The following is a 23,860-nucleotide window of genomic DNA, read 5'->3' as shown; positions in this document are numbered from 1 at the left end:
TGGCCCGCGTACGGGGTCCTTGCCGTCCCGCCGCCCGGCCACGGCCCGGATCACGGCCCGGTCCGGATCACCACCTTGCCGAACGGTGCGTCCGCCGCGTAGCCGCGGTAGGCCTCCCGGGCCTCCTCGAAGGGGTGCACCCGGTCTATCACCGGGCGGAGCCCGCTCGCCGCGATCGCCCGGTTCATCGACTCGAACTGCGCCCTGCTGCCGACGAACACGCGCCGGATGGTCGCGAGGCTCGACGCGTAGGCCTCGTGGGAGATCGCGATGCCCGGCTTCGTGGCGGTGCCGGTGGTCAGCAGAACGATCTGCCCGTAGAGCGCACCGGCCCGCACCGACTGCTCGATGGTGTCGGGGCCGCCCGTCTCCACGACCAAGTCGGCGCCGCCGCCGGTCAGTTCCCGGACCTGCGCGCCCCACGCGGGCGTCCGGAGGCGGTTCACGACGGCTTCGGCCCCCAGCGCCTTCAGCCGGTCCGCCTTCTCCTCGCCCGACGTGGTCGAGACGACCCGGCAGCCGAGCAGCTTCGCGAACTGCACCGCGAAGAGCGCGACCGGGCCCGTGCCGAGGGTCAGCACGCTCTGCCCGGGCAGCGGTGCTCCGCCCTCGCCGCCGGTCAGCGCGTTCCAGGCGGTGAGCGCGGCGCACGGCAGGGTCGCCGCCTCCTCCCAGGTCAGGTGGTCCGGGACGCGCACCGCCCCTTCCTCGTCGAGCAGCGCGTACTCCGAGAGCATCCCGTCGAGGGTGCAGCCGGGCTGGTCGACCATGGCCGGCGTGAGCCGGCCGTCGCGCCAGCGCGGGAAGTAGGTGCCACAGACGCGGTCGCCGACGGCGAACCGGGTCACCGACTCCCCCACGGCCACCACCTCGCCCGCGCCGTCGCTCAGGGGGACCACCCCGGGCACGGCGGCCAGCGGGTAGCGCTCGTGCAGGATCAGCAGGTCGCGCTTGTTGAGGGAGGCCGCGCGGACGCGGACGACGATCCCGGTCGGCCCGGCCGGAACCGGGTGCGGGCCGCCGGCGCCGCCGTGGCCGTGGCCGTGGCCTTGGCCGTGGCCGTGGCCGTGGCCGTGGCCGTGGCCGTGGCCGTGGCCGTGGCCTTGGCCGTGGCCGTGGCCGTCGCGCAGGACGATCCCCTCCACCGTGCCGAACGCCTCAAGGTGGTACGCGCGCATCTTCGCCTCCAGATGGTCCCGATGTCCCGATGTCCCGATGACGCCGATGCTCCGGTGCCCGGACACGCGCGGCAATTCCCTCCGGGGAATGGCGGGCTCCGCCGGGCCGGGGGTTAGAAAGGGGTCATGGCCACCACCGCTGCCGCCTCGACCGCCCCGGCCTCCTCCCCAGGGCCCTCCCCGTTCGCCCGCGAGATGCGCCGGCGCAGGTCGCTGCGGCGCATGAGCCAGCTGGAGCTGGCCACGCTCGCCGGGACCACCCAGCGCCACCTCAGCTTCATCGAGAGCGGCCGCTCGGTGCCGGGGCGGGCGATGGTGGTACGGCTCGCCGAATCCCTCGGGCTGACCCTGCGGGAGCGCAACGCCCTTCTGCTGAGCGCCGGTTACGCACCCCTGTACGCCGAGTCGGCGCGGGACGCGGAGGCAGTCGAGCCGGCCATGGAGGCGCTGCGGTCCATCCTGACCGGCCACCTGCCGTATCCGGCGGTGGTGGCCGGCCCGCGCGGGGAACTCGTCCTGGCGAACGCCGCGTTCGACCTCCTCACCGAGGGCGCCGCCGCGCACCTGCTCGAACCGCCCGTGAACGTGCTGAGACTCGCCCTGCATCCGCAGGGCATGGGGCCGCGCGTGGTCAACGCGGCGGCGTGGGGGCGGCACATCACGGAGGGGCTGCGGGCCCGGTCGGCGGCCCATCCGGATCCCGGCCTCGACCTGCTGGTCGAGGAGCTGACCGGCTACCTGCCGGCCGCCGTCCCGGACCAGGCCGGGCACCTCGGCTTCGCCGTGCCGCTGCGGCTGCGCTCCGCGGACGGCGAGCTGAGGCTGCTGACCACGCTGACCTCCTTCGCCACGGCCGTCGACGTGACCCTGGCCGAGCTGCACCTCGAGGCCTTCCTGCCGGCCGACGCGGCCACCGCCGAGCTGCTGCGGCGCCGCGAGGAGCTCCGGAAGCGCCCGGCCTAGACGGGCCCCCTGCCCGCCATTCGGAACGATTTCGTCCAACATCCGGACCGTGCTTGTCGATACCCACCGCACACCGACAGGATGCGCCCATGGCCCCCGTACTCACCTCGCGCCGTCACGTGGATCTGCCGCGCGTGTCGACCATGCTCTGTCGGGCCGCCGCCTTCCGTACGCACGGCTGTTGATCCTCCGATCCGCCGTTCCTGACTCCGTACGGACGATTCCGCGCCCGGCTCCACGCTGACTCCCGCGGTCCCCTCCCCCCTCGCGTTCGCCCGCCCGTCCTCCTGCCTTCCGTGACACGTGCCACCCCCTGTGCGGTGGTCCGCGTCATGCTGCCCCGACGAGGTCTCCTCCCATGCCACAACGACCGCTCCTGCTCCACTGGTTCCTGCCCACCGGCGGGGACGGCCGCGCCCCCGGCGGGGTCACCGCGGTCCAGGGCCGCAGCGGCCGGGCCACCCGCCGGCCCGCCGACGTCCCGTACCTCGCCCAGGTCGCGCGCGCCGCCGAACAGGCCGGATTCCACTCGCTGCTGACCCCGGTGGGCCTCGGCTGCGTCGACCCGTGGATCCTGACGGCCGCCCTCGCGCAGCACACCACCCGCATCGGCTTCCTCGTGGCGTTCCGCGCGGGGTTCGCGAGCCCGACGCTTATCGCCCAACAGGCCGACGCCTTCCGCCGGTTCGCGGGCGGACGGCTCGCCCTGAACGTGGTGACGGGCGGAGACCCGGCCGAACAGCGCGCCTACGGCGACCAGCTGGCACACGACGACCGCTACGCCCGGACCGGCGAGGTGATGGCGGTGCTACGGGACCTCCTGGACGGCAAGGCCGTCGACCACGAGGGCGCCCACCTCCGCATCGAGGGGGCCGCGCTCACAAATCCCGAGTTGCGGCACCCGGTCCCGCTGTACTTCGGCGGGGCCTCGCCCGCTGCCGAGGAGGTCGCCGCGCGGCACGCCGACGTACAACTGCTCTGGGGCGAGCCGCCGTCGGCCGTGGCCACGCGCGTCGCCAGGCTGCGCGCGCGGGCGGAGGCGGCGGGACGGCAGGTGCGCTCCGGGCTGCGGCTGCACGTCATCAGCCGGGACACGGCCGCCGAGGCCTGGGCGGAGGCCGACCGGATCCTCGCCGGGCTCGATCCGGCGGCGGTGCGGGCGAGCCAGGCGCGGTTCGCCGCGATGGACTCCACCGGCCAGGCCCGGATGACGGCCCTGCACGGCGGGATCGCGGACGCCGCGCGCCTGACGGTCTCGCCGAACCTGTGGGCGGGCATCGGGCTGGTCCGCGAGGGCGCGGGGACGGCGCTCGTCGGCTCGCACGAGGAGGTGGCCGCGCGGCTGGCGGAGTACCGGGCCCTGGGCATCGACGAGTTCGTCCTGTCGGGGTACCCGCACCTCGAAGAGGCGTACCGGGTCGGCGAAGAGGTCGCACCGCGCCTGCGTGCCCTGATCGGGGAGACGGCCCCGTGACCGCGCTCACCACCACGCCCGGGACCGGGACCGGGACCGGGAAGCCCGCCGCACTGCCGGCCGGACCGGCCCCGTCGGAGGCACCGAAGTGGCTGCGCGAGGCGCTCCGCTGGGGCGCGCTGCGCCTGGTGGCCCTGGCCGTGCTGCTCGCGGCCTGGCAGGCGGCGGTGGCCGCCGAGCTGTGGCCGAGGGTGCTGGTGCCCTCTCCGGGCGAGGTCTGGCGGCAGTTCGCCCTTGCCTCCACCACCCACGACGGGGTGCGCGGGTACGGCGGCCACCTGCTGGTCGAGCATCTGGGCGTGAGCTTGCGCCGGATCGGCACGGGCTCCGCGTACGCGGTGCTCGTCGGGGTCCCGCTCGGCCTGCTGATCGGCTCGGTCCGCTGCGGCAAGACCACCCTGCTGCGCGTGATCGCGGGCTTCGCCCGCCCCGCCGCGGGCAGCGCCCTGGTGCGGGGCGCCGCCCCGCGCCCGGGGCGGGGTGCGGGGGTGGTGTTCCAGCAGCCGCGGCTGTTCCCCTGGCGTACGGTCGGCGGGAACCTCGGCTTCGCGCTGGCCCGCCACAACGTCCGGCGAGCCGAACGGCCGCGAAGGACAGCCGAGTTGCTGGAGCGGGTGGGTCTCGCGGGGATGGCCGGGCGCCGCACGTGGGAGCTGTCCGGCGGCCAGCAGCAGCGGGTGGCGCTCGCCCGCGCCCTGGCGGCCGAGCCCCAACTCCTCTTGATGGACGAGCCGTTCGCGGCCCTGGACGCGCTGACCCGGGAGCGCCTCCAGGAGGAGGTCCGCGCCTTGGCCGGGCGGCTCGGGACGACGGTGCTGTTCGTGACGCACTCCGTCGAGGAGGCGGTGCTGCTGGGCTCCCGCGTGCTGGTGATGGCGGCGGGACCGGGCCGGGTGGTGGAGGACCTCACGGTCCCGCTCCCCCGCGATCCGGACACGGACGTAACGGCGTTGCGCGCCTCCCCGGAGTTCGCCAGGCTGCGCGGCCACCTCACGGAGGCGCTGCGCCCGGACTGACGGCAATCGGCGGGCGGGGGGTTACGGGCGGGGCCACGGGCTGGGCACACGGTCTGAGGTGCGTCCCCACCGCCGTCCCGCCAGGTGACACACAGGCCGGGGCACGAGGACGGGCCACCTATCCTGGTCACGTCGGACAGCGCGGTCCGCACGGGCAGCCCGAGCTGCGCACCTGCGGGAATCCCTCCCCGGGCACCCCACCCGGCGAAAGCCGGAGAAGGACCCCGGAAGGCCTCCCCTCCCGCGCGCAAACCGGAGCCCACCTCCCAGTAGCGCTCGAAACACTGCAAGGAGCCGCACCTGTGAGCAGTGCCGACCAGGCCCACTCGACCAACACCGACGCCGCGATCACCGCCGGCGCCGCCGCCAACGCCGAACTGCGCGCGGACATCCGCCGCCTCGGCGACCTCCTCGGCGAGACCCTCGTACGCCAGGAAGGCCAGGACCTCCTCGACCTGGTCGAACGCGTCCGTGCCCTCACCCGCACCGACGGCATCGCGGCAGCCGCGCTGCTCGGCGACACCGACCTGGAGACCGCCGCCAAGCTCGTGCGCGCCTTCTCCACCTACTTCCACCTCGCCAACGTCACCGAGCAGGTGCACCGCGGCAAGGAGCTCCGCGCCCACCGCGCGGCCGAAGGCGGCCTCCTGGCCCGCACCGCCGACATGCTCAAGGACGCCGACCCCGAACACCTGCGCGAGACGGTCAAGAACCTCAACGTCCGCCCCGTCTTCACCGCACACCCCACCGAGGCCGCCCGCCGCAGCGTCCTCAACAAGCTCCGCCGCATCGCGGCCCTCCTCGAAGAGCCCGTCGCCGGCGCCGGCGAACGCCGCCGCCACGACCTGCGCCTCGCCGAGAACATCGACCTCGTCTGGCAGACCGACGAGCTGCGCGTGGTCCGCCCCGAACCCGCCGACGAGGCCCGCAACGCCATCTACTACCTCGACGAGCTGCACGCAGGCGCCGTCGGCGACGTCCTCGAGGACCTCGCCGCCGAACTCCAGCGCGTCGGCATCGAGATCCCGGCCGGCACCCGCCCCCTCACCTTCGGCACCTGGATCGGCGGCGACCGCGACGGCAACCCCAACGTCACCCCCGACGTCACCCGGGACGTGCTGATCCTCCAGCACGAGCACGGCATCACCGACGCCCTCGAACTCATCGACTTCCTGCGCGGACTGCTGTCGAACTCCATCCGCTACACCGGCGCCACCGAGGAGCTCCTCACCTCCCTCCAGGCCGACCTGGAGCGCCTCCCCGAAATCAGCCCGCGCTACAAGCGGCTGAACGCCGAGGAGCCCTACCGCCTCAAGGCCACCTGCGTGCGCCAAAAGCTCGTCAACACCCGCGCACGCCTCGCCAAGGGCACCCCCCACGAGGAAGGCCGCGACTACCTCGGCACCGCCGAGCTGCTCACCGACCTCACCCTCATCCAGACCTCCCTGCGCGAACACCGCGGCGCCCTCTTCGCCGACGGCCGCATGGACCGCACCATCCGCACCCTGGCCGCCTTCGGCCTCCAGCTCGCCACCATGGACGTACGCGAACACGCCGACGCCCACCACCACGCGCTGGGGCAGCTCTTCGACCGCCTCGGCGAGGAGTCCTGGCGCTACGCCGACATGCCCCGCGACTACCGCGGCAAGCTGCTCGCCAAGGAGCTCCGCTCCCGGCGCCCGCTGGCGCCCACCCCGGCCCCGCTCGACGCCGCCGGACAGAAGACCCTCGGCGTCTTCGGCGCCATCAAGGACGCCTTCGAGAAGTTCGGCCCCGAAGTCATCGAGTCCTACATCATCTCGATGTGCCAGGGCGCCGACGACGTCTTCGCCGCCGCCGTCCTCGCCCGCGAGGCCGGCCTCATCGACCTCCACGGCGGCTGGGCCAAGATCGGCATCGTCCCGCTCCTGGAGACCACCGACGAGCTCAAGGCCGCCGACGTCATCCTCGACGAGATGCTCGCCGACCCCTCCTACCGGCGCCTCGTCTCCCTGCGCGGCGACGTCCAGGAGGTCATGCTCGGCTACTCCGACTCCTCCAAGTTCGGCGGCATCACCACCAGCCAGTGGGAGATCCACCGCGCCCAGCGCCGACTGCGCGACGTCGCCCACCGCTACGGCGTCCGCCTGCGCCTCTTCCACGGCCGCGGCGGCACCGTCGGCCGCGGCGGCGGCCCCTCGCACGACGCGATCCTCGCGCAGCCCTGGGGCACCCTCGAAGGCGAGATCAAGGTCACCGAGCAGGGCGAGGTCATCTCCGACAAGTACCTCGTCCCCTCCCTGGCCCGCGAGAACCTGGAGCTGACCGTCGCAGCCACCCTCCAGGCCTCCGCCCTGCACACCGCCCCGCGCCAGTCCGACGAGGACCTCGCCCGCTGGGACGCGGCCATGGACACCGTCTCCGACGCCGCGCACGACGCGTACCGCGCCCTCGTCGAGGACCCCGACCTGCCCGCGTACTTCTTCGCCGCCACCCCCGTCGACCAGCTCGCCGACCTGCACCTGGGCTCGCGCCCCTCGCGCCGCCCCGACTCCGGCGCCGGCCTCGACGGCCTGCGCGCCATCCCGTGGGTCTTCGGCTGGACCCAGTCCCGCCAGATCGTCCCCGGCTGGTACGGCGTCGGCTCGGGCCTCAAGGCCCTGCGCGAGGCCGGCCAGGGCGACGCCCTGACCGAGATGGGCGAGCGCTGGCACTTCTTCCGCAACTTCCTGTCCAACGTCGAGATGACGCTGGCCAAGACCGACCTGCGGATCGCCCGCCACTACGTCGACACCCTCGTACCCGAAGAGCTCAAGCACGTCTTCGCCCGCATCGAAGCCGAACACGAGCTCACCGTCCGCGAGGTCCTGCGCATCACCGGCGGCGAGAAGCTCCTGGACTCCAACCCGGTCCTCCAGCAGACCTTCTCCGTCCGCGACGCCTACCTGGACCCGATCTCCTACCTCCAGGTGTCCCTCCTGGCCCGCCAGCGGGCCGCCGCCGAACGCGGCGAGGAAGCCGACCCGATCCTCTCCCGGGCCCTCCTCCTCACCGTCAACGGCGTCGCCGCGGGCCTGCGCAACACCGGCTGAGACCACACGCACGAGGGGCCCGTACACCCACCGGTGTACGGGCCCCTCACGCATCCGCGCCTAACTGTTGTACGTGGACTGCGCCCGCTCCAGACCCTCCTGGACCAGACACTCCACCGCGTCCGCCGACCGGTCCACGAACCAGTCCAACTCCTTGCGCTCCGTCGAGGAGAAGTCCTTCAGCACGAAGTCCGCGACCTGCATCCGGCCGGGCGGCCGCCCGATGCCGCAGCGCACCCGGTGGTAGTCCGGCCCCATCGACTTCGTCATCGACTTCAGACCGTTGTGGCCGTTGTCCCCGCCGCCCAGCTTCAGCCGCAGCGTCGGATAGTCGATGTCCAGCTCGTCGTGGACCGCCACGATCCGCTCCGGCGGCACCTTGTAGAAGTCCCGCAGCGCCGTCACCGGACCACCGGACAGGTTCATGAACGACAGCGGCTTCGCCAGCACCACCCGCCGGTTCGCCGGCCCCGGCGGACCCATGCGGCCCTCCAGCACCTGCGCACGGGCCTTGTGCGCCTTGAACTTCCCGCCCATCCGCTCCGCCAGCAGGTCCGCCACCATGAAACCGATGTTGTGGCGGTTGCCCGCGTACTCCGCACCCGGATTCCCGAGGCCCACGATCAGCCAGGGCGCCGCGTCGTCCGACATCAAAAGCTCCTTATACGAAGACGACCGCCGTCCCGCTCCAGTGGAGCCGGACGGCGGTCGTTCAGCAAGTGCTGAGAGAGGGGGGTGAGGCTCAGGCCTCGGTGCCCGCGGCGTCGGCGGCCGGCTCCTCGCCCTGCGCACCGATGACCTGCAGGACGGCGATGTCGCCGTCGACGGCCAGGGTGGTGCCCGCCGGGAGGACCAGGTCCTTGGCGGTGATGGTGGCACCGGCCTCCAGGCCCGCGATCGAGACGGTGACCTCGGTCGGGATGTGCGTGGCCTCGGCCTCGACGGAGATGGTGTTCTGGAGGGTCTCCAGCATGTTGCCGCCCGGGGCCAGCTCGCCCTCGGTGACGATCGCGACGTCGACGGTGACCTTCTCGCCCTTCTTGACGATCAGGAAGTCGACGTGGGAGATCGAACGCTTCAGCGGGTGCTTCTGCACGGCCTTCGGGATGACCAGCTCGGTGCCGCCGCCCGCGATGTCCAGGGAGAGCAGGACGTTCGGGGTGCGGAGCGCCAGCTGCAGGGCGTGGGCGTCGACGTTGACGTGCTTCGGCTCGGTGCCGTGGCCGTAGATGACCGCGGGGGTCAGGGCGTCACGACGGGCCTGGCGGGCAGAGCCCTTGCCGAAGGACTCGCGGACCTGCGCGGCAAGCTTGATCTCGGACATGCTCACTCCTCGTGGGGTGACGGAAATGGACGACAGTCACCCGGCCGGAACACGGCCTGCTACGAAGAGCGCGTCGATAACGGAGCATCCGCACCCGTGAAAAACAGGTACGGCCTCCCTCGCCGAGCAACTCAAGGAGTGTACCCGGCGGGAAGGCCGTACCCAAAAAGGATCTAGCGCAGTGCGGACGTGCCTGCCGCCCTACTGCCCTACTGCTGCTCTTCGAAGAGACTGGTGACCGAGCCGTCCTCGAAGACCTCGCGCACCGCGCGCGCGATCATCGGGGCGATCGACAGCACCGTGATCTTGTCGAGCTCCAGGTCGGACGGGTCCGGCAGGGTGTTCGTGAACACGAACTCGCTGACCTTGGAGTTCTTCAGGCGGTCCGCCGCCGGGCCCGACAGGATGCCGTGCGTGGCCGTCACGATGACGTCCTCCGCGCCGTGCGCGAAGAGCGCGTCGGCGGCGGCGCAGATCGTGCCACCCGTGTCGATCATGTCGTCGACCAGGACGCAGACGCGGCCCTTGACCTCACCGACGACCTCGTGGACGGTCACCTGGTTGGCGACGTCCTTGTCACGGCGCTTGTGGACGATAGCCAGCGGCGCGTCCAGACGGTCGCACCAGCGGTCGGCGACGCGAACGCGGCCGGCGTCCGGGGAGACGATCGTCAGCTTGGAGCGGTCGACCTTGGCACCGACGTAGTCCGCGAGGACCGACAGGGCCGAAAGGTGGTCGACCGGGCCGTCGAAGAAACCCTGGATCTGGTCCGTGTGCAGGTCCACCGTCAGGATGCGGTCGGCACCCGCGGTCTTCAGCAGGTCCGCGACCAGACGGGCCGAGATCGGCTCGCGGCCCTTGTGCTTCTTGTCCTGACGGGCGTACCCGTAGGACGGGACGATCACGGTGATGGAGCGTGCCGACGCGCGCTTGAGCGCGTCGATCATGATCAGCTGCTCCATGATCCACTTGTTGATCGGAGCCGTGTGGCTCTGGATCAGGAAGCAGTCCGCGCCACGAGCAGACTCCTGGAAACGGACGTAGATCTCGCCGTTCGCGAAGTCGAAAGCCTTGGTCGGCACGAGGCCGACACCGAGCTGGTGCGCGACCTCCTCGGCCAGCTCGGGGTGGGCGCGGCCGGAGAAGAGCATCAGCTTCTTCTCGCCGGTCGTCTTGATCCCGGTCACAGCACTGTCTCCTCAGACGTGGGAAAGCTGCTCGCCCCCATGTGCGTCCGTCCCGCACACGGTGAGCCAGCCGAATTGCGTGCACCTATCACGGTACGCCGTCTCGGGCGTAGCCGTTTCCGGTCAGTTCACCTCAGCGTTCGCCGGAGTCCTCGCGGACCGCCGACTGAGCCGCCGTGGCAGCGGCACTTCCCGGACGCTTGCGGGCCACCCAGCCCTCGATATTCCGCTGCTGGCCACGGGCCACGGCCAGCGCACCGGGCGGCACATCCTTCGTGATCACGGACCCGGCGGCCGTGTAGGCGCCGTCCCCGATGGTGACGGGAGCCACAAACATGTTGTCCGAACCCGTCTTGCAGTGTGAGCCGACGGTCGTGTGGTGCTTGTGCTCACCGTCGTAGTTGACGAACACGCTGGCCGCGCCGATGTTCGTGTACTCGCCGATCGTCGCGTCGCCGACGTACGAGAGGTGCGGGACCTTGGTGCCCTCGCCGATCGTCGCGTTCTTCATCTCCACGTACGTGCCGGCCTTGGCCTTCGCGCCCAGGTTCGTGCCCGGACGCAGGTACGCGAACGGACCGACGGTCGCCGACTCGCCGACCACCGCGCCGTCCGCCACCGTGTTGTCCACCCGGGCCCGCGGACCCACGTGCGTGTCCTTCAGACGGGTGTTGGGGCCGACCTCGGCCTCCTCACCGACGTGCGTGGTGCCGAGCAGCTGGGTGCCGGGGTGCACGATCGCGTCCTGGCCGAAAGTCACCGTCACATCGACGAGCGTGCTCGCCGGGTCGACGATCGTCACGCCGGCGAGCATGGCGCGCTCCAGCAGGCGCGCGTTCAGCAGCGCACGGGCCTCCGCGAGCTGGACCCGGTTGTTGATCCCGAGGATCTGCCGGTGGTCCGCGCCCACGGCCGCGCCCACGCGGTGGCCGGCCTCGCGCAGGATGCCGAGCACGTCGGTGAGGTACTCCTCGCCCTGGCTGTTGTCCGTGCGGACCTTGCCGAGGGCGTCGGAGAGCAGGGCGCCGTCGAAGGCGAACACCCCGGAGTTGATCTCGCGGATCGCGCGCTGGGCGTCGGTGGCGTCCTTGTGCTCGACGATCGCGGTGACCGCGCCGGTGTCCGCGTCGCGGACGATGCGGCCGTAGCCGGTGGAGTCGGGCACCTCGGCGGTCAGCACGGTGACGGCGTTGCCGTCGGCCTCGTGCGTCGCCGTCAGCGCGGCCAGCGTCTCGCCGGTCAGCAGCGGGGTGTCGCCGCAGACGACGACCACGGTCCCGGCCGGCCGGTCGCCGAGCTCTTCGAGGGCCATCCGGACGGCGTGCCCGGTGCCGTTCTGCTCGTACTGGACCGCGGTGCGGACGTCGGCGTCGACGGTGGCGAGGTGCGCGGTGACCTGCTCGCGGGCGTGGCCGACGACGACGACGAGGTGCGCGGGGTCCAGTTCGCGGGAGGCGGCGACGACGTGACCGACGAGCGAGCGCCCGCTGATCTCGTGGAGAACCTTGGGTGTGGCCGACTTCATGCGGGTGCCTTCACCCGCTGCGAGTACGACGACGGCTGCCGGGCGGTTGGCGCTCACGGGTGTGCCCTTCGGCTTCGGGTGGTGGACCCGTGAAGGATACCGGGGCGTTTGGGGCCCTAAACGAGGTAGGGCCCTGACCATCGCGGTCAGGGCCCCGGCTCGCAGCGCTCCCCTGCCAGGACTCGAACCCGGACATAGGACTCCAAAGGTCCCAGTGCTGCCGATTACACCACAGGGGACTACATTTCGACCAAGTCGGACATTACGCCCTCCTGGTCGACTCAACGGCTCCTACTATGCCGCACCATGCGCCCTCGATGCGACGATAAAGATCGGAGCCCTTGAGGACGCGCACGGTGAGGCAACCCCGGTACGTGTCGCCCGTGTTCTTACGGTTCGTGAGGGGGGTGTGCCGTTTGAGCGTGGTTTTGCCGAAGTGGGACGCGTCGAGCCCCACGGTGTCGATCCAGTACTGCTCCGCGTTGGCGACGTCGGTGGTTTCGTGGATCTGTAGCGTGAACCGCAGCCGGTCGTCCGTCACTTCCAGGAGGCGCAGCCACGCGAGGAACGTCTTGATCATGCCGGCGTCGCTGTTCGTGAAGCTGATCTGCGGGTGCGGCTGGTGGGGCTTGGTCTTGCCCCCCTCGGCCCAGTAGAGGCCGACACCGATGATGAACAGTTCCCGCCCGGTGAGGGCTCCGATCTCTTTCCGTGCTGCGCTGCGAGTCTCCTCGTACTCGGCCTTTCGGCGTTCGTGAGCCTCCCTGAGGCCTTGCCGTGCCCGAGTCATGTCGGTGCCCGGTGCCCGGTGCTTGCGTTCCGGTTTCGGGAGGTCGCGGACCCAGAGGGAGATCGAGCTCTTCGAGCAGCCCAGCTCGACCTGGATCTCGTCGTACGTCATGCCCTGCACGCGGAGTTCGCGGGCGCGGTCGCGGAGGTCGTCCTTCGCGTTCGGGCGCTTCGTCCACTCGGGTGGCGGCTCGCCCTTCACCAGGCCGTTGAGGATGTTGTTGTTGTGGATGCCCAGGCGGTCGCGGATCTGCCGCAGGCTGAGGCCCTCGCGGCGCAGGGCTATCGCCTGTTCGCGGAGGGATTCGTAGGTCGCGGTTCCGGTACGGAGGCCGCCGGTGCCGTCGCCGGGGCGGCGTTTCATTTCGGTCATGTCGCCAATGTCTTCCGGAATGCGGGATTCCTGTCCCGATGCGTGGACGATTCAGTCGTACGTGCGATTACCGTTGGTTTGCCGGAATTTCGGTCGCCTCTGTGCTGGGGGCTCTGCGTACGCTGGACCGCATGACCAGTACGGGGGATGTGGAAGGCCGCGCTGGGCCTTTGTGGTGGGCGCGGCGGCGGGATGCCGTGGAGGACGTGGTGATCGGCGGGGTGTCCGCCGTCGAGTGCGCTTGGGAGGGCGTCGGGTTCGCGCACGAGGCGGGGATCCCGGTACCCGCGGGAGTGCTGTTCGGGTTCGTGGTGGGGACCACGCTCACGCTGCGGCGGCGCTGGCCGATCGCCGTGGTGCTGGTCGGGATCGCCGTGTCGCCCGCCGTGATGGGGTTCCTGCTCGGGGTGGTCGCGCTGTACACGCTCGCCACCTCCGAGGTGCCCCGGCGGATCACGGCGACCCTGACGTCGATGTCGATGGCCGCGACCTTCGTGGTGATGTACATGCTGACCCGCAAGGACGCGGAGGCCGGGAGCACGCTCGTCGTGCTGCTGTCCGTGTTCGTGGCGGTGGCGCTGACCGTGCCGCCGGTGCTGTTCGGGCTGTACATAGGGGCCCGCCGGCGGCTCATGGAGAGCCTGCAGGAGCGTGCGGACTCGCTGGAGCGGGAGCTGTCGCTGCTCGCGGACCGGGCGGAGGAGCGGGCGGAGTGGGCCCGTAAGGAAGAGCGGACCCGGATCGCCCGGGAGATGCACGACGTGGTGGCCCACCGGGTGTCGCTGATGGTGGTGCACGCGGCGGCCCTGCAGGCGATCGCGTTGAAGGACCCGGCGAAGGCGGTGAAGAACGCCGCGCTGGTGGGGGACATGGGCCGGCAGGCGTTGACGGAGCTCCGGGAGATGCTCGGGGTGCTGCGGGCCGAGGCGCCGAAGCGCAGGGCGGCGGCCGTTCCGGTACCGGTGGCGCTGGGCCTGGTGGGCGGCTTCGAGGAGGGGCCGACGCTGGCGGAGCTGGAGGCGCTGGTCGGGCAGTCGCGGGCGGCCGGGATGGTGGTGGAGCTCGATGTGCGGGGGGTGGGGGACCCGTACGCGGCGGAGGTGGAGCAGACGGCGTACCGGGTGGTGCAGGAGGCGCTGACCAACTGCCACAAGCACGCTCCGGGCGCGCGGGTCGTCGTACGGCTGGCGCACCGGGAGGGTGAGTTCGCGATGCAGGTGGAGAACGGTCCCTGTGACGGCAAGGCGGCCGAGCCGGGGCTGCCGAGCGGCGGCAACGGGCTGGTCGGGATGCGGGAGCGGGTGCTCGGCCTGGGCGGGGTGTTCGTGCTGTCCCTGATATACCACGGCCGACAGGCAGGCCGCGGCCGCCCGGGGACGGAGCCCGGGGGCGGGCGGCACCGGGGGGCGACGCGGATGATGTTCGGGTACTCGGACGAGTGGTGGACACTGCTGCTGTTCCCGGGGGTGCTGTGGGCGCTGTTCGGCCCGTTCGCCATGGTCGCGCTGGGGGTGCGGTGCGCCTCCACACCCGGTCCGCGGCCTCGGCTGTGGTCGGTCCTGGTCCCGCTGATACCGGTGGTGACCTCGGCGATCGTCATGGTCTTCCCGCTGAGCCGGTGGGCGTGGCCGAAACGGGTGGATGGCACCGTGGCGGCGCCGGAGCAGTTGTACGACTTCCTCGACTACCTGACCGTGTACGTCGGGGGCATCACGGTGCTGCCCTGGCTGCTCGGCTACGGCATCACGCGCCTGCTCCGCTTCGTGCGGTCCCGCCGGTCCGACCCGGGAAAGCCGGGCCCGGCACGGCGCACGGACCCCGAGGCGGACTCGGCATAGTCGCGTGGTCGCGTGGCCGGCGTGGTCGCTCAGCCGGCGTGCTCCCGTGGCCGGCGCGCTCCAGTGGCCGGCGTGCGCGTGCGTGCCGGTGCCGGATCAGGCCCCAGAGGACACCGTTTCGGCCTTCCGCCCGGCCTCGTCCGCACGGAAGGCGCGCCGGTAGGCGGCGGGTGTCGTGCGCAGGGCCTCGTGGAAGCGCCGACGCAGGTTGACGGCCGAGGAGAGACCGACCCGGTGCGCGATGGTTTCCACGGGCAGGTCGGTCTCCTCGAGCAGCGCCCGGGTGGCGGCGATCCGCCGGTCCAGCAGCCAGCGTCCGGGGCTGATGCCCAGCTGTTCGCCGAAGCGCCGGGTCAGCGTGCGGGCCGAGACCTGCGAGCGGACCGCCATCTCGGCGACGCTGACCGGCTGGTCGAGCCGCCCGGACAGCCACTCCAGCAGCGGGGCCAGCGAGTCGGCGACCGGTCCGGAGGTGGGCAGTTCGGCGTACTGCAGTTGGCAGCCCTCGCGGTGCGGCGGCATCACCATCTGCCGGGCGACCCGCATCGCGTACGCGGCGCCCTGGTCGGCGCTCACCAGGTGGAGGCACAGGTCCACCCCGGCCGCCGATCCGGCGCTGGTGGCGACGTCGCCGTGGTCGACGTACAGCACTGCGGCGTCGACCTGGACCCGCGGGAAGCGGGCGGCCAGTTCGGCGGCCTGGGCCCAGTGGGTGGCGGCCCGCCGGCCGTCCAGCAGTCCGGCGGCGGCGAGCAGGAAGGAACCCGAGCAGATGCCGACGATCCGCGCGCCGCGCCCGTGCGCCCGGCGGAGCGAGTCGATCACAGCCGCCGACGCCTCCGTGCCGGCCGACTGCTGCCAACCGGGGACCAACACGGTGTCCGCGCGCTCCAACGCGTCCAGGCCCGTGGTGACCAGCAGGTCGTAGCCGGCCTGGGTGCGCACCGGGCCTGGGTGCTCCGTGCAGACCTCGAACGCGTAGCGCACGGGGATCACCGGGCCGTGATCGGCGAACACCTCGCTCGCGCAGGCCAGCGGGAAGGTCGACTGCGGGGGCTGCAGCAGGGCCACGACCCGGTGCGGCGCCGGGGACTCCGGCAGTGAACGAGGCGTCATGGCGCGAAAGTACCCCATCATGTCGTTCAGGACACTGGGGCGAGCGATTGGTCTAGTCCAGCATCGTCCTGTGACCACCGCGCAGACGCACACCCAGCCCTCCCGGCCCTCCCGGCCCACCGGGACCGCCCAGCCGGCCCAGCCCGATCCGCCGGCCGCCCGATACCCCCTGTGGGACCGGCGTTTCACCCTCTACTTCGCCGCCCGCTCGGTCTCCCTGGTCGGCGACGCGATGATGCCGGTGGCCGCCGCGCTCGCGATCGGCCCGCTGTACGGGATCTCCGGAGTCGGCCTCGTCCTCGGCATCTGGACGGGGACGTTCGTCCTCCTGGTCCTGTTCGGCGGGGTGTTGGCCGACCGGCTCGGCGCACGCCGGATGATGGTCGGCGCGGACCTCGTCCGGGTCCTCACCCAAGGCGTGCTGGCGGCCGCGTTCTTCGCCGGGACACCGCCGTTCTGGCTGCTGGTGACCATGGCGGCACTGGCCGGCGCGGCCGTCGCGATGTTCCTGCCGGGGGTGAACGGGATGGTCCCGCTGGTCGCCCGCGATCCGCAGCGGGCCAACGCCACGCTCAAGGTGGCCGACGCGCTCGCCCACCTGATCGGCCCGGCCCTTGCGGGACTGCTGATCGTGCTGACCGGCGCCGGGACCGTGTACGCGATCGACGCCGGCACCTTCCTGCTCAGCGCCCTGTGCCTGGCACTCATCCGCCTCGCCCCGGCCGACGTGCCTGCGGGCGCCCCCGCCCACGTCGACTCCGACTCCGACTCTGCTGCCCCGCCCGGGAGTTCACTCCGCCGCGACCTGCGCCAGGGCTGGCAGGAGTTCCGTGCACGCACCTGGATGTGGGCGGTCATCCTGATCTGGGTGGGCTACGGCCTACTCCTCTTCGGCCCCCTGGTACCGCTCGGCTCGGCGTTGATCGGCGCCCGGCTCGGCCCGAACGCCTACGGCCTGGCCGTCTCCTTCCTCGGCGTCGGAACGGTGCTCGGCGGCCTGCTCGCCCTGCGGCTGCGCCCGGACCGGCCGCTGGCCGCCGGCGCGGTGGCGATGGCGCTGTACGCCGTACTGCCGCTCTGCGTGGCGCTGGACGCGGGCCTGCCGGTGCTGCTCGCGGGCCATGCGCTCGGCGGCGGGGCCTGGGCGTTCTGGTCGGTGATGTGGGCGACCAGCGTGCAGACCCACACCCCGCCCGCGGTACTCAACCGGGTCAGCGCCTACGAGCTGGCCGGCTCGGTGTCCGGGATCGCGCTCGGCCAGATCCTGGCGGGGCCCGCCACCGCGCTGGCCTCCCCGGGCCGGCTGCTGCTGGTGTCGGCCGGCGCCGGCCTGGCGGGCAGCGCGGCACTGCTCGCGATCCCGGCGATCCGCAACCTGCGCCGCAAGCCCGGGGCGCCGGGCAACCCGAACGAAGGATGAGCACCGCCGCGCACCGGCTAGTGCTGTGACCGGAAAGGTCCACCGGGTCGCGGCGCCCGGCACGGCACCTCGCCGCGTTGTCGGACCACACCGGTACGTCCAGTACGAGGCGTGGTCCTCCGCCTTGCGATGCACCGCACCGAACACCGCGACCCGGCAAACCTTTCCGGCCACAGCACTAGCGGTGAGCTCTACTTTCTCCTCGTACCGCATGCGCTCAGCGTGCCGTCCCACCTCAACTCCTCGAAGGGGTCGGCATGGATCAGATGGTCTTCGAGTCCATCAGGTACTCAGCCGCCCTGACCTGCCCGTTCAGGTGACTTCGAGGGAAACAGGGCTCCGTGCCCGGTGCCGCTCTTCGGCACGAGCCCGACCAGTTCGAGGCCGTCGCCCGCCCCTTCGGCGCCCTCATGCCCACGCCGGACCGGGCCTCGCCCCTTGACCACGTCCAGCGGCCGGCTCTAAATTTAGAGGGCTCTCTAAATTTTGCGCGAAGGGATGTGCGCGATGCAGACGGCCGACGGAGGCCCGCGTGAGCACAACAAGGCGCAGCGGCGGTCGCGGATCCTCGACGCGACGCGCGAACTCCTGCGCGACAGCCAGGAATCGGTGCTCAGTACCGAGCGGATCGCGGAGCGGGCCGAGGTCGCCCCGGCCACCGTGTACAACCTGATCGGACCGCGCGACAAGATCTGGGAAGCCCTTGCCGCCGGGTTCATGGACGAACTCGAGGGCCGTCTGGAGTCGCTGGACGGCGGTTCCCCGCGGGAGGTCGTCAGGTCGACCGTCCAACTGTTCGTCGACGACCCGGTCGTATCGCGTCGCATGGTGCGCGAGTGGGAGAAGAGCGGTCTCGTCCTCGGCCGCAGTCCGCTCATCCAGCTCCGCCGGGCGATGGCGGACGCACGGACACGAGGTGTCCTGCGCGCCGACGTCGACACGGACGCTCTGGCCGCCGTGGTCGCCGCCTCGTGCGTGGGTGCGCTGCACCAATGGGTCGCCGAGCTGGTCGATGACGACCGCTTCCTCGCGCGCGCCCTGTTCGGGCTGGACGTCGCGCTCGCCGCGGCGGCCGCGGATCCCTACCGCGACCAGCTGCTGGCACCGCTGCGGACCCGGGGCAAGGCATGACGCCCGGCATGACGCCCAGCGCACCGCCACGCACCCGGAGCTTCACGGGCGCCGGTGGTATCCGGCTCGCGGCGGACGTCTGGGGCGGGGCGTCCTCGCCCCCTCTCGTCCTGCTGCACGGCGGAGGCCAGACGCGGCACGCCTGGGACCGGGCCGGCCCTCGACTCGCGGCCCTGGGGTGGCAGGTCATCGCCCCGGACCTGCGGGGGCACGGGACCAGCGAATGGCCCGCCGACGGCGACTACGACCTGGGCCTGTTCGCCGAGGACGTCCGCGCGCTCGTCACCGAACTCGGCCGTCAGCCGTTGCTCATCGGCGCCTCGCTCGGCGGCCTCGCCGCACTGCTCGCCGCCGGGGAGGCCCCAAGGGCGGCGATTCGCGCTCTGGTCCTCGTCGATGTCGCCCATCGGCCCGATCCCCGCGGGTTCCGCCGGATCGTCGAGTTCATGCACGGCCACCCGGACGGGTTCGCCAGTATCGGAGAAGCGGCCGCGGCGGTCTCCGCCCACCTGCCGCACCGACCGCCTCCGCGCGACCCCGAAGGGATACGGAACAACCTGCGACGCCGGGGCGACCGCTGGTTCTGGCACTGGGACCCCCGGATGCTCGACAGCTTCGAGGGCCGGATGGACCCGCCGGGCATGGCCGAGCGCCTCCTCGACGCCGCGCGCCACGCCGACGTGCCGATCCTGCTCGTCCGCGGCGGGAACAGCGACGTGGTGCGCGAAGACATCGCCGAGCAGTTCTGCGAGGGGGTCCCCCACGCGCGGCGCGTCGATGTCTCCGGCGCCGGGCACATGGTGGCCGGCGACCGGAACGAGCACTTCATCGACGCGGTCCTCCCGTTCCTGGAAGGACACCTCGGGTGCGGTTGACCGGTGCCCGGCTGCCGGGGAGCCCGCCGGCACCCGCTTCCGTCAGGAGGCGGGCGGGGTCCAGTCGGCGGGCAGGCCCGACTGGGTGAGGACGGTGGCCAGGCTGTAGTGGTCCTTGTCTGACGTGATCCGGCAGTGGTTCCCGTCGAGGTCGAGGACGGTGGTCATCGGCACGGCGAAGGGCTTCGGCGCGCCCTTGAGGTGGCCGGAGTAGACGGCTTGCACGGTGACGCGGTCGCCGACGAGACGGGCGCCCCGGACGGTGACGTGGACGTCGTCGATGAGGGTGTCGGCGCGGGCCTTCCAACCGGCGATCTCCTTGCGGCCGCGGAAGGTCACGGCGATGGCCTCGTCGGTGTAGGTGCCGTTCGCCGTGAACAGGGCGCCGAGGGACCGGGGATCGGTGCCGTTCCAGGCGTCGGCCCAGGCGGTGACGATCCGCGGAGTGCGCCGGCCGGTGTCCTGCGCGGCATGGGCGGTGGAGGCGGCCGTGGCGCAGAGGGCAGCGGCAGCGGTCAGCACGGTCAGGGTGCGGATCGGTCGGGACGTCATGGTGGAGGCTCCTTGAATGCGGGTGGGCGGCCGGCGCACGAGAGAGAGGCGGAGCCCCTCGCGGCCGGGGAATCGACGCGCGACGCGCTGCCCCGGCCGCTCGTGCACGTGCGGTGTTGACACGCCACAGACTCGTGCCGGGCGCTGTCCACTTTCCAGACCCCGCGGAGGCCGTGCCTGCCCAGCACTGTCCACGCCTGTCCACGTGACCAGCCGAAGGCGTACGCGCACGCACCCTTCGGCGGGGGCGGCGGCCGGCTCGGCCGCGCTGTCACCCGGTCGGACGAATCGAAGGCGGGCGGCTGCCGCGAATGGCTCAGCTTGGGGTCACCGGACAGGCCGCGCATCCGATGAGATGCCTAACGTCACTGACCAGATACATCGGTGCGCGAAGCTCGTGGAGGCATCATGTCCCGTTGGGGCCGCTGGCTGGCAGCCGCCTGTACGAGTACGGTCGCCGTCGGCCTGCTCATCACCGGGGGCCTCCCCGCCGCGCCACCGCACAAGGGCGGCCCCGCCGGCCACTCCGGCAGCGCCGGCTCCGGGGTCGCGGTGGGCGCCTACCTGCACTACGGCTCGCCCGGCGTCGAGCGGATGCAGGGGCTCTCGCACTGGCTCGGCGGTACCGAGCTGCGCGCCGGGCACACCTACCTGCCCGGCGACACCTGGTCGAACATCGAGGGGGCACCCGACTCCCTGCGCAGCTGGGCACGGTGGCGCAAGGCGAGGGCTGATCGGCTGTTCGTCCTGAACGTGCCCATGATGGAGCGCAACGAGGCCGGCGTACCCGACCGTCGGGTCGCCGAGCTGATCCGCTCCGGCGCGCAGGGCGCGTACGACCACCACTTCCAGCGGCTGGCCAAGCGTCTGGTCAGCCTCGGGGTGCCGGACACGGTGATCGTGCTCGGCTGGGAGATGAACGGCTTCAACTACACCCACCGGTGCCGGCCCGACCCCGCGAACTGGCAGAGGTACTGGCGGCGCATCGTGGCCTCCATGCGCTCCGTGAAGGGGCAGCGGTTCCGATTCGACTTCGCCCCCAACCGCGGCGGTGACGCGATCGCCTGGACCAGGTGCTACCCCGGCGACGACGTGGTCGACATCATCGGCATGGACACCTACGACCAGCCGCCCGGCCACACCTTCGACGAGCAGGTCACCCAGCCCTACGGACTCCAGCACCAGGTCGACTTCGCGAGGGCCCACGGGAAGCGGATCTCGTACCCCGAATGGGGGCTGTTCCGCAACGGCGACAACCCGGAGTACATGCGGGGCATGCTGGCTTGGATCGCCGAGCACGAGCCGCTCTACCACAGCATCACCGACTACTGCCCGCACGGCGTGTGGCAGTGCGGCGAGAACCCGCGCGCCGCACGCGTGTTCCGGGAGTTCCTGTCCGCCCGACCATGACGGCACCGCACCGCACCGCAGAGCCCGGCCCGGCCCGGCTACGCACGACGACCCGCCGATCCCTTCCCGAACGGAGAGCGAAATCGATGGCCACGCCCCGGATCCCCGCGGACCCCACGGTGCTCCACCCCGTTCCCGACCAGCCCCGCGTGGTCCTGCTGAAGCCGCTGGTGACCTCACCGCTGATCGAGGTCGGGGAGTACTCCTACTACGACGACCCGGAGCACCCCACCGCGTTCGAGACCCGCAACGTCCTCTACCACTACGGGCCGGAGAAGCTGGTCATCGGGAAGTTCTGCGCGCTGGGCACCGGGGTGCGGTTCATCATGAACGGCGCCAACCACCGCATGGACGGCCCGTCCACGTTCCCCTTCCCCATCATGGGCGGCTCCTGGGCCGGGCACTTCGACCTGCTCACCGGCCTGCCGGGCCGCGGCGACACCGTCGTCGGCAACGACGTCTGGTTCGGCTACGACACGATGGTCATGCCCGGAGTGCGCATCGGGCACGGCGCGGTCATCGCCTCCGGCGCCGTCGTCGTCGAGGACGTCCCCGACTACGCGATCGTCGGCGGCAACCCGGCCCGGATCATCCGCACCCGCTACGACGGCACCGAGATCGCCCGCCTGCTCGATCTGGCCTGGTGGGACTGGCCCGTGGAACACCTGACCGAACACATCCGGACCGTCATGACCGGCACCGTCGACGACCTCGAGAAGATCGCACCGCGTCCGGCGGGCGCCTGACGGGTGTCGAAACGATACTGCAGTGGCGTTGGAGTGAACGGCCGTTCCCGGACGTTCCGTCCGGCCGTTGAACCGGCCGACGCACCCATTCACCGGCGCGTCACTCCGTAGATCCTTAGGGGAATCATGCGTATTCGTTCTGCCGTGACCGCCTCCGCGCTCGCCGCCGGCATCCTGCTGGGCGGCGCCGGCGCCGCCCTGGCCAACGACGGTGTCGACCTCGACTACTTCTCGGGCGGTCACAAGGCCTTCTCGTCCAACTGCTCCACCGTGGCGGCCGTCCCGGCGCCGTTCGGCCCCGTCTACACCTCGTCCTGCGCGAAGGACGGCGAGGCCGAGTGGCTCAAGGGCGCCCACCTCGGCGCACGCTGAGCGAAGGCCGGCCCCGGGCCGGCGCCGCAGGGGCGGACGGACGGCGACGTCCGCCGCCCCTGCGGCGTTCCTACGGGCGGGTCAGCAGCTGACGGTGCCCTTGCGCAGCGCGTGTCCGCCGGTGTTGCTGTCGTCGGACCAGTAGACGGGCTTGGAGCCCGCCGCGCATTCGGCGGCCGGGGCGATCGCGAAGCCCTCGTTGTTCAGGTTGGACATGCCGGCGGGCCGGTTGAAGACGGCGTTGGTGGCGAAGGAGCCGGAGGCGTCGACCCGCAGGGTGAGGTGCCGGCCCGAGCAGGTGTCGTCGCAGACGGCCCACAGGCGGCCTGCCTGCGGCTCCCACTGCAGTTCCATGACCCCCGCCATGCCGCTGCTGAAAGCGGCCACGCGGGTGAAGGCTCCCGAGTCCGCGAGCACGTATCCGTAGATCATGCCGGTGCCCTCGACACCGACGAAGAACACCCCGTCGGTGTGGGCGCCGTAGCGGGACGGATCGTAGGCCGCCCCGGTGGCAGCGTCCTTGAAGCCGGCGCCGGTCAGGTGGCTGTCGGGCACCCAGGTGAGCGCCTCGAGGCCGAGGTTGGAGCCGACGGCGGGGAGGTCCGGGGTCAGGTTCCACTCCTTGCCCGCGGTGAGGGTGGTGGCCGTACCGCTCACGTCGTAGCGCAGGACGGACAGCCGGCTGGTGCCGGAGGAGTCGGCGTTGCGCTCGCTGGCGACGAACACCCCGCCCGCGGCGCCCGCTCCGGTGACGGCGACGCCCTCGCTGTCGGGGGTGCCGGAACCGCCGGGGAAGCGGAGTGCCTTTCCGGTGGACCAGCCGCCGGCGGTGTCAGGGGTCCAGCCTCCGGAACCGTTCTTGACGAGGCGCCAGAGCTTGCCGGAGTTCTGGGCGCCCCACATCACGGAGCCCTCCTGCTGGAGACCGCTGAGGTCCTCGCCGAAGACGTTCGAGGCGTCGGCGGTGGACACCGAGGAGCTGCCGGGCCAGGCGACCGGAGTGGTGCCGCCGCCGGTGCCGCAGTTGTTGGGCGCGCCGAGGGTGCGGGCGGCGGATGTGAAGGCGCCCGTGCCGTCGGGGCAGCGTGACCAGGACGGCTCGGAGTGCTTGCTCCAGGTGAAGCTGTCGACGAGCGTGCTGCCGTCCGGGAGGTACAGGCGGGCCTTGTCGGAGGAGCCGAGGCCGAAGGAGGAGTGGACGTCGAAGGCGCGGAAGGCCCCGGGGGCCAGGGTGGTGCCGGAGGCGATCTTGTACTTCGAGCTGCTGTTGTCGTCCTTGAGTATCCAGCCCGAGAGGTCGACGGGGCCGGCGCCCTTGTTGTGGAGCTCGATCGAATCGTCGACGTCCCCGGTGGTCACCACCTCGTTGATGCGGACGTCGTCGGCCGGGGCGGCCTGGGCGGGGGCTGCCGTCAGGGCGGCGAGGACCGCCAGCGCCGGGACGGCCGCGATCCCGCGCTCATAGTGACGTGTGATTGTGTGTTTAAGGATCAGGCGAAG

Annotated in this window: 18 protein-coding genes, 1 tRNA gene and 2 pseudogenes; 11 read left to right on the top strand and 10 right to left on the bottom strand. The window is 72.0% G+C overall.

Annotated features, from left to right (window positions below):
* Positions 1 to 50 precede the first annotated feature (50 nt).
* Complete coding sequence (locus DRB96_RS34535; protein WP_239516464.1) at positions 51 to 1,244, bottom strand: NAD(P)-dependent alcohol dehydrogenase; 1,194 nt, start codon at positions 1,242 to 1,244, stop codon at positions 51 to 53.
* Positions 1,245 to 1,304: 60 nt separating this feature from the next.
* Between DRB96_RS34535 and DRB96_RS34530 the strand changes: the two genes are divergently transcribed.
* The 4 genes from DRB96_RS34530 to ppc all read left to right on the top strand — a co-directional run bounded on the left by DRB96_RS34530 (position 1,305) and on the right by ppc (position 7,702).
* Entirely contained in the window at positions 1,305 to 2,141 is an 837-nt protein-coding gene (locus tag DRB96_RS34530) for a helix-turn-helix transcriptional regulator (RefSeq protein ID WP_112451981.1), read from the top strand.
* Positions 2,142 to 2,499: 358 nt separating this feature from the next.
* A complete protein-coding gene (locus tag DRB96_RS34525; RefSeq protein WP_112451980.1) occupies positions 2,500 to 3,615 on the top strand; it encodes an LLM class flavin-dependent oxidoreductase in 1,116 nt (371 codons plus the stop codon).
* Positions 3,612 to 4,631 carry an ATP-binding cassette domain-containing protein gene (locus DRB96_RS34520; protein ID WP_343234651.1) on the top strand — a complete coding sequence of 340 codons (1,020 nt, stop codon included), beginning with the start codon at positions 3,612 to 3,614 and terminating at the stop codon, positions 4,629 to 4,631. The genes DRB96_RS34525 and DRB96_RS34520 overlap by 4 nt, the downstream gene beginning before the upstream one ends.
* 347 nt (positions 4,632 to 4,978) lie before the next feature.
* Positions 4,979 to 7,702, top strand: coding sequence for a phosphoenolpyruvate carboxylase (gene ppc, locus DRB96_RS34515; RefSeq protein ID WP_112454071.1), 2,724 nt, complete (start codon positions 4,979 to 4,981; stop codon positions 7,700 to 7,702).
* A 60-nt stretch (positions 7,703 to 7,762) separates the two neighbouring features.
* Here the strand turns inward: ppc and pth are convergent, their stop codons facing one another.
* The 6 genes from pth to DRB96_RS34485 all read right to left on the bottom strand — a co-directional run bounded on the left by pth (position 7,763) and on the right by DRB96_RS34485 (position 12,891).
* Complete coding sequence (gene pth, locus DRB96_RS34510) at positions 7,763 to 8,353, bottom strand: aminoacyl-tRNA hydrolase (protein WP_112451979.1); 591 nt, start codon at positions 8,351 to 8,353, stop codon at positions 7,763 to 7,765.
* A 91-nt stretch (positions 8,354 to 8,444) separates the two neighbouring features.
* Positions 8,445 to 9,026 carry a 50S ribosomal protein L25/general stress protein Ctc gene (locus DRB96_RS34505; RefSeq protein WP_204357887.1) on the bottom strand — a complete coding sequence of 194 codons (582 nt, stop codon included), beginning with the start codon at positions 9,024 to 9,026 and terminating at the stop codon, positions 8,445 to 8,447.
* 209 nt (positions 9,027 to 9,235) lie between these two features.
* Positions 9,236 to 10,213, bottom strand: coding sequence for a ribose-phosphate diphosphokinase (locus DRB96_RS34500; RefSeq protein ID WP_112451977.1), 978 nt, complete (start codon positions 10,211 to 10,213; stop codon positions 9,236 to 9,238).
* A gap of 133 nt (positions 10,214 to 10,346) precedes the next feature.
* Entirely contained in the window at positions 10,347 to 11,795 is a 1,449-nt protein-coding gene (glmU, locus tag DRB96_RS34495; protein WP_112451976.1) for a bifunctional UDP-N-acetylglucosamine diphosphorylase/glucosamine-1-phosphate N-acetyltransferase GlmU, read from the bottom strand.
* 110 nt (positions 11,796 to 11,905) lie between these two features.
* Positions 11,906 to 11,977, bottom strand: a tRNA-Gln gene (locus tag DRB96_RS34490).
* Between the two features lie 23 nt (positions 11,978 to 12,000).
* On the bottom strand, positions 12,001 to 12,891 hold the full coding sequence (locus DRB96_RS34485) for a hypothetical protein (protein WP_112454069.1): 891 nt from the start codon (positions 12,889 to 12,891) through the stop codon (positions 12,001 to 12,003).
* Between the two features lie 140 nt (positions 12,892 to 13,031).
* On the opposite strand from DRB96_RS34485, the pseudogene DRB96_RS46115 reads away from it, so the two are divergent.
* Positions 13,032 to 14,228 (top strand): annotated as a pseudogene (locus DRB96_RS46115) (histidine kinase); the annotation flags it as partial.
* 606 nt (positions 14,229 to 14,834) lie between these two features.
* On the opposite strand, the gene DRB96_RS34475 reads toward DRB96_RS46115, so the two are convergent.
* The gene (locus tag DRB96_RS34475; RefSeq protein ID WP_112451975.1) at positions 14,835 to 15,854 is read right to left on the bottom strand and encodes a helix-turn-helix domain-containing protein; all 1,020 of its coding nucleotides are present in this window, start codon (positions 15,852 to 15,854) and stop codon (positions 14,835 to 14,837) included.
* A 70-nt stretch (positions 15,855 to 15,924) separates the two neighbouring features.
* Here DRB96_RS34475 and DRB96_RS34470 point away from each other — a divergent pair, with 70 nt between their 5' ends.
* The 3 genes from DRB96_RS34470 (at position 15,925) to DRB96_RS34460 (ending at position 19,280) form a co-directional block, all read left to right on the top strand.
* Positions 15,925 to 17,274 (top strand): MFS transporter, encoded by a 1,350-nt coding sequence (locus tag DRB96_RS34470; protein WP_239517793.1) that lies wholly within the window; start codon positions 15,925 to 15,927, stop codon positions 17,272 to 17,274.
* 507 nt (positions 17,275 to 17,781) lie between these two features.
* Positions 17,782 to 18,405, top strand: a complete 624-nt coding sequence (locus tag DRB96_RS34465; protein WP_112451974.1) for a TetR/AcrR family transcriptional regulator — start codon at positions 17,782 to 17,784, stop codon at positions 18,403 to 18,405.
* Positions 18,406 to 18,413: 8 nt separating this feature from the next.
* Complete coding sequence (locus DRB96_RS34460) at positions 18,414 to 19,280, top strand: alpha/beta hydrolase (RefSeq protein ID WP_112451973.1); 867 nt, start codon at positions 18,414 to 18,416, stop codon at positions 19,278 to 19,280.
* 42 nt (positions 19,281 to 19,322) lie between these two features.
* On the opposite strand, the gene DRB96_RS34455 is transcribed toward DRB96_RS34460, so the two are convergent.
* Positions 19,323 to 19,832, bottom strand: a complete 510-nt coding sequence (locus DRB96_RS34455) for a nuclear transport factor 2 family protein (RefSeq protein WP_112451972.1) — start codon at positions 19,830 to 19,832, stop codon at positions 19,323 to 19,325.
* 408 nt (positions 19,833 to 20,240) lie between these two features.
* Here DRB96_RS34455 and DRB96_RS34450 point away from each other — a divergent pair.
* The 3 genes and pseudogenes from DRB96_RS34450 to DRB96_RS34440 all read left to right on the top strand — a co-directional run.
* A pseudogene (locus DRB96_RS34450) lies at positions 20,241 to 21,230 on the top strand (glycosyl hydrolase); the annotation flags it as partial.
* Positions 21,231 to 21,328: 98 nt separating this feature from the next.
* A complete protein-coding gene (locus DRB96_RS34445) occupies positions 21,329 to 21,988 on the top strand; it encodes a CatB-related O-acetyltransferase (protein WP_112451970.1) in 660 nt (219 codons plus the stop codon).
* A 126-nt stretch (positions 21,989 to 22,114) separates the two neighbouring features.
* Positions 22,115 to 22,360 (top strand): hypothetical protein, encoded by a 246-nt coding sequence (locus tag DRB96_RS34440; protein WP_239516506.1) that lies wholly within the window; start codon positions 22,115 to 22,117, stop codon positions 22,358 to 22,360.
* Between the two features lie 81 nt (positions 22,361 to 22,441).
* Here DRB96_RS34440 and DRB96_RS34435 read toward each other — a convergent pair whose 3' ends face one another.
* The gene (locus tag DRB96_RS34435; RefSeq protein WP_239517896.1) at positions 22,442 to 23,812 is read right to left on the bottom strand and encodes a lamin tail domain-containing protein; all 1,371 of its coding nucleotides are present in this window, start codon (positions 23,810 to 23,812) and stop codon (positions 22,442 to 22,444) included.
* Between the last annotated feature and the right edge of the window lie 48 nt (positions 23,813 to 23,860).

The organism is Streptomyces sp. ICC1, from assembly GCF_003287935.1.
GTDB classification, from domain to species: domain Bacteria; phylum Actinomycetota; class Actinomycetes; order Streptomycetales; family Streptomycetaceae; genus Streptomyces; species Streptomyces tritrimontium.
The sequence above is the reverse complement of the archived record's forward strand: the minus strand, read 5'-3'. Positions and strand labels throughout refer to the sequence as shown.

What these genes read in the sequence shown, in the direction of transcription:
- DRB96_RS34530 (WP_112451981.1), top strand. Translation starts at nt 1,305, where the DNA reads ATGGCCACCACCGCTGCCGCCTCGACCGCCCCGGCCTCCTCCCCAGGG.
- DRB96_RS34525 (WP_112451980.1), top strand. Translation starts at nt 2,500, where the DNA reads ATGCCACAACGACCGCTCCTGCTCCACTGGTTCCTGCCCACCGGCGGG.
- pth (WP_112451979.1), bottom strand. Translation starts at nt 8,353, where the DNA reads ATGTCGGACGACGCGGCGCCCTGGCTGATCGTGGGCCTCGGGAATCCG.
- DRB96_RS34505 (WP_204357887.1), bottom strand. Translation starts at nt 9,026, where the DNA reads ATGTCCGAGATCAAGCTTGCCGCGCAGGTCCGCGAGTCCTTCGGCAAG.
- DRB96_RS34485 (WP_112454069.1), bottom strand. Translation starts at nt 12,891, where the DNA reads ATGAAACGCCGCCCCGGCGACGGCACCGGCGGCCTCCGTACCGGAACC.
- DRB96_RS34475 (WP_112451975.1), bottom strand. Translation starts at nt 15,854, where the DNA reads ATGACGCCTCGTTCACTGCCGGAGTCCCCGGCGCCGCACCGGGTCGTG.
- DRB96_RS34465 (WP_112451974.1), top strand. Translation starts at nt 17,782, where the DNA reads ATGCAGACGGCCGACGGAGGCCCGCGTGAGCACAACAAGGCGCAGCGG.
- DRB96_RS34460 (WP_112451973.1), top strand. Translation starts at nt 18,414, where the DNA reads ATGACGCCCAGCGCACCGCCACGCACCCGGAGCTTCACGGGCGCCGGT.
- DRB96_RS34455 (WP_112451972.1), bottom strand. Translation starts at nt 19,832, where the DNA reads ATGACGTCCCGACCGATCCGCACCCTGACCGTGCTGACCGCTGCCGCT.
- DRB96_RS34445 (WP_112451970.1), top strand. Translation starts at nt 21,329, where the DNA reads ATGGCCACGCCCCGGATCCCCGCGGACCCCACGGTGCTCCACCCCGTT.
- DRB96_RS34440 (WP_239516506.1), top strand. Translation starts at nt 22,115, where the DNA reads ATGCGTATTCGTTCTGCCGTGACCGCCTCCGCGCTCGCCGCCGGCATC.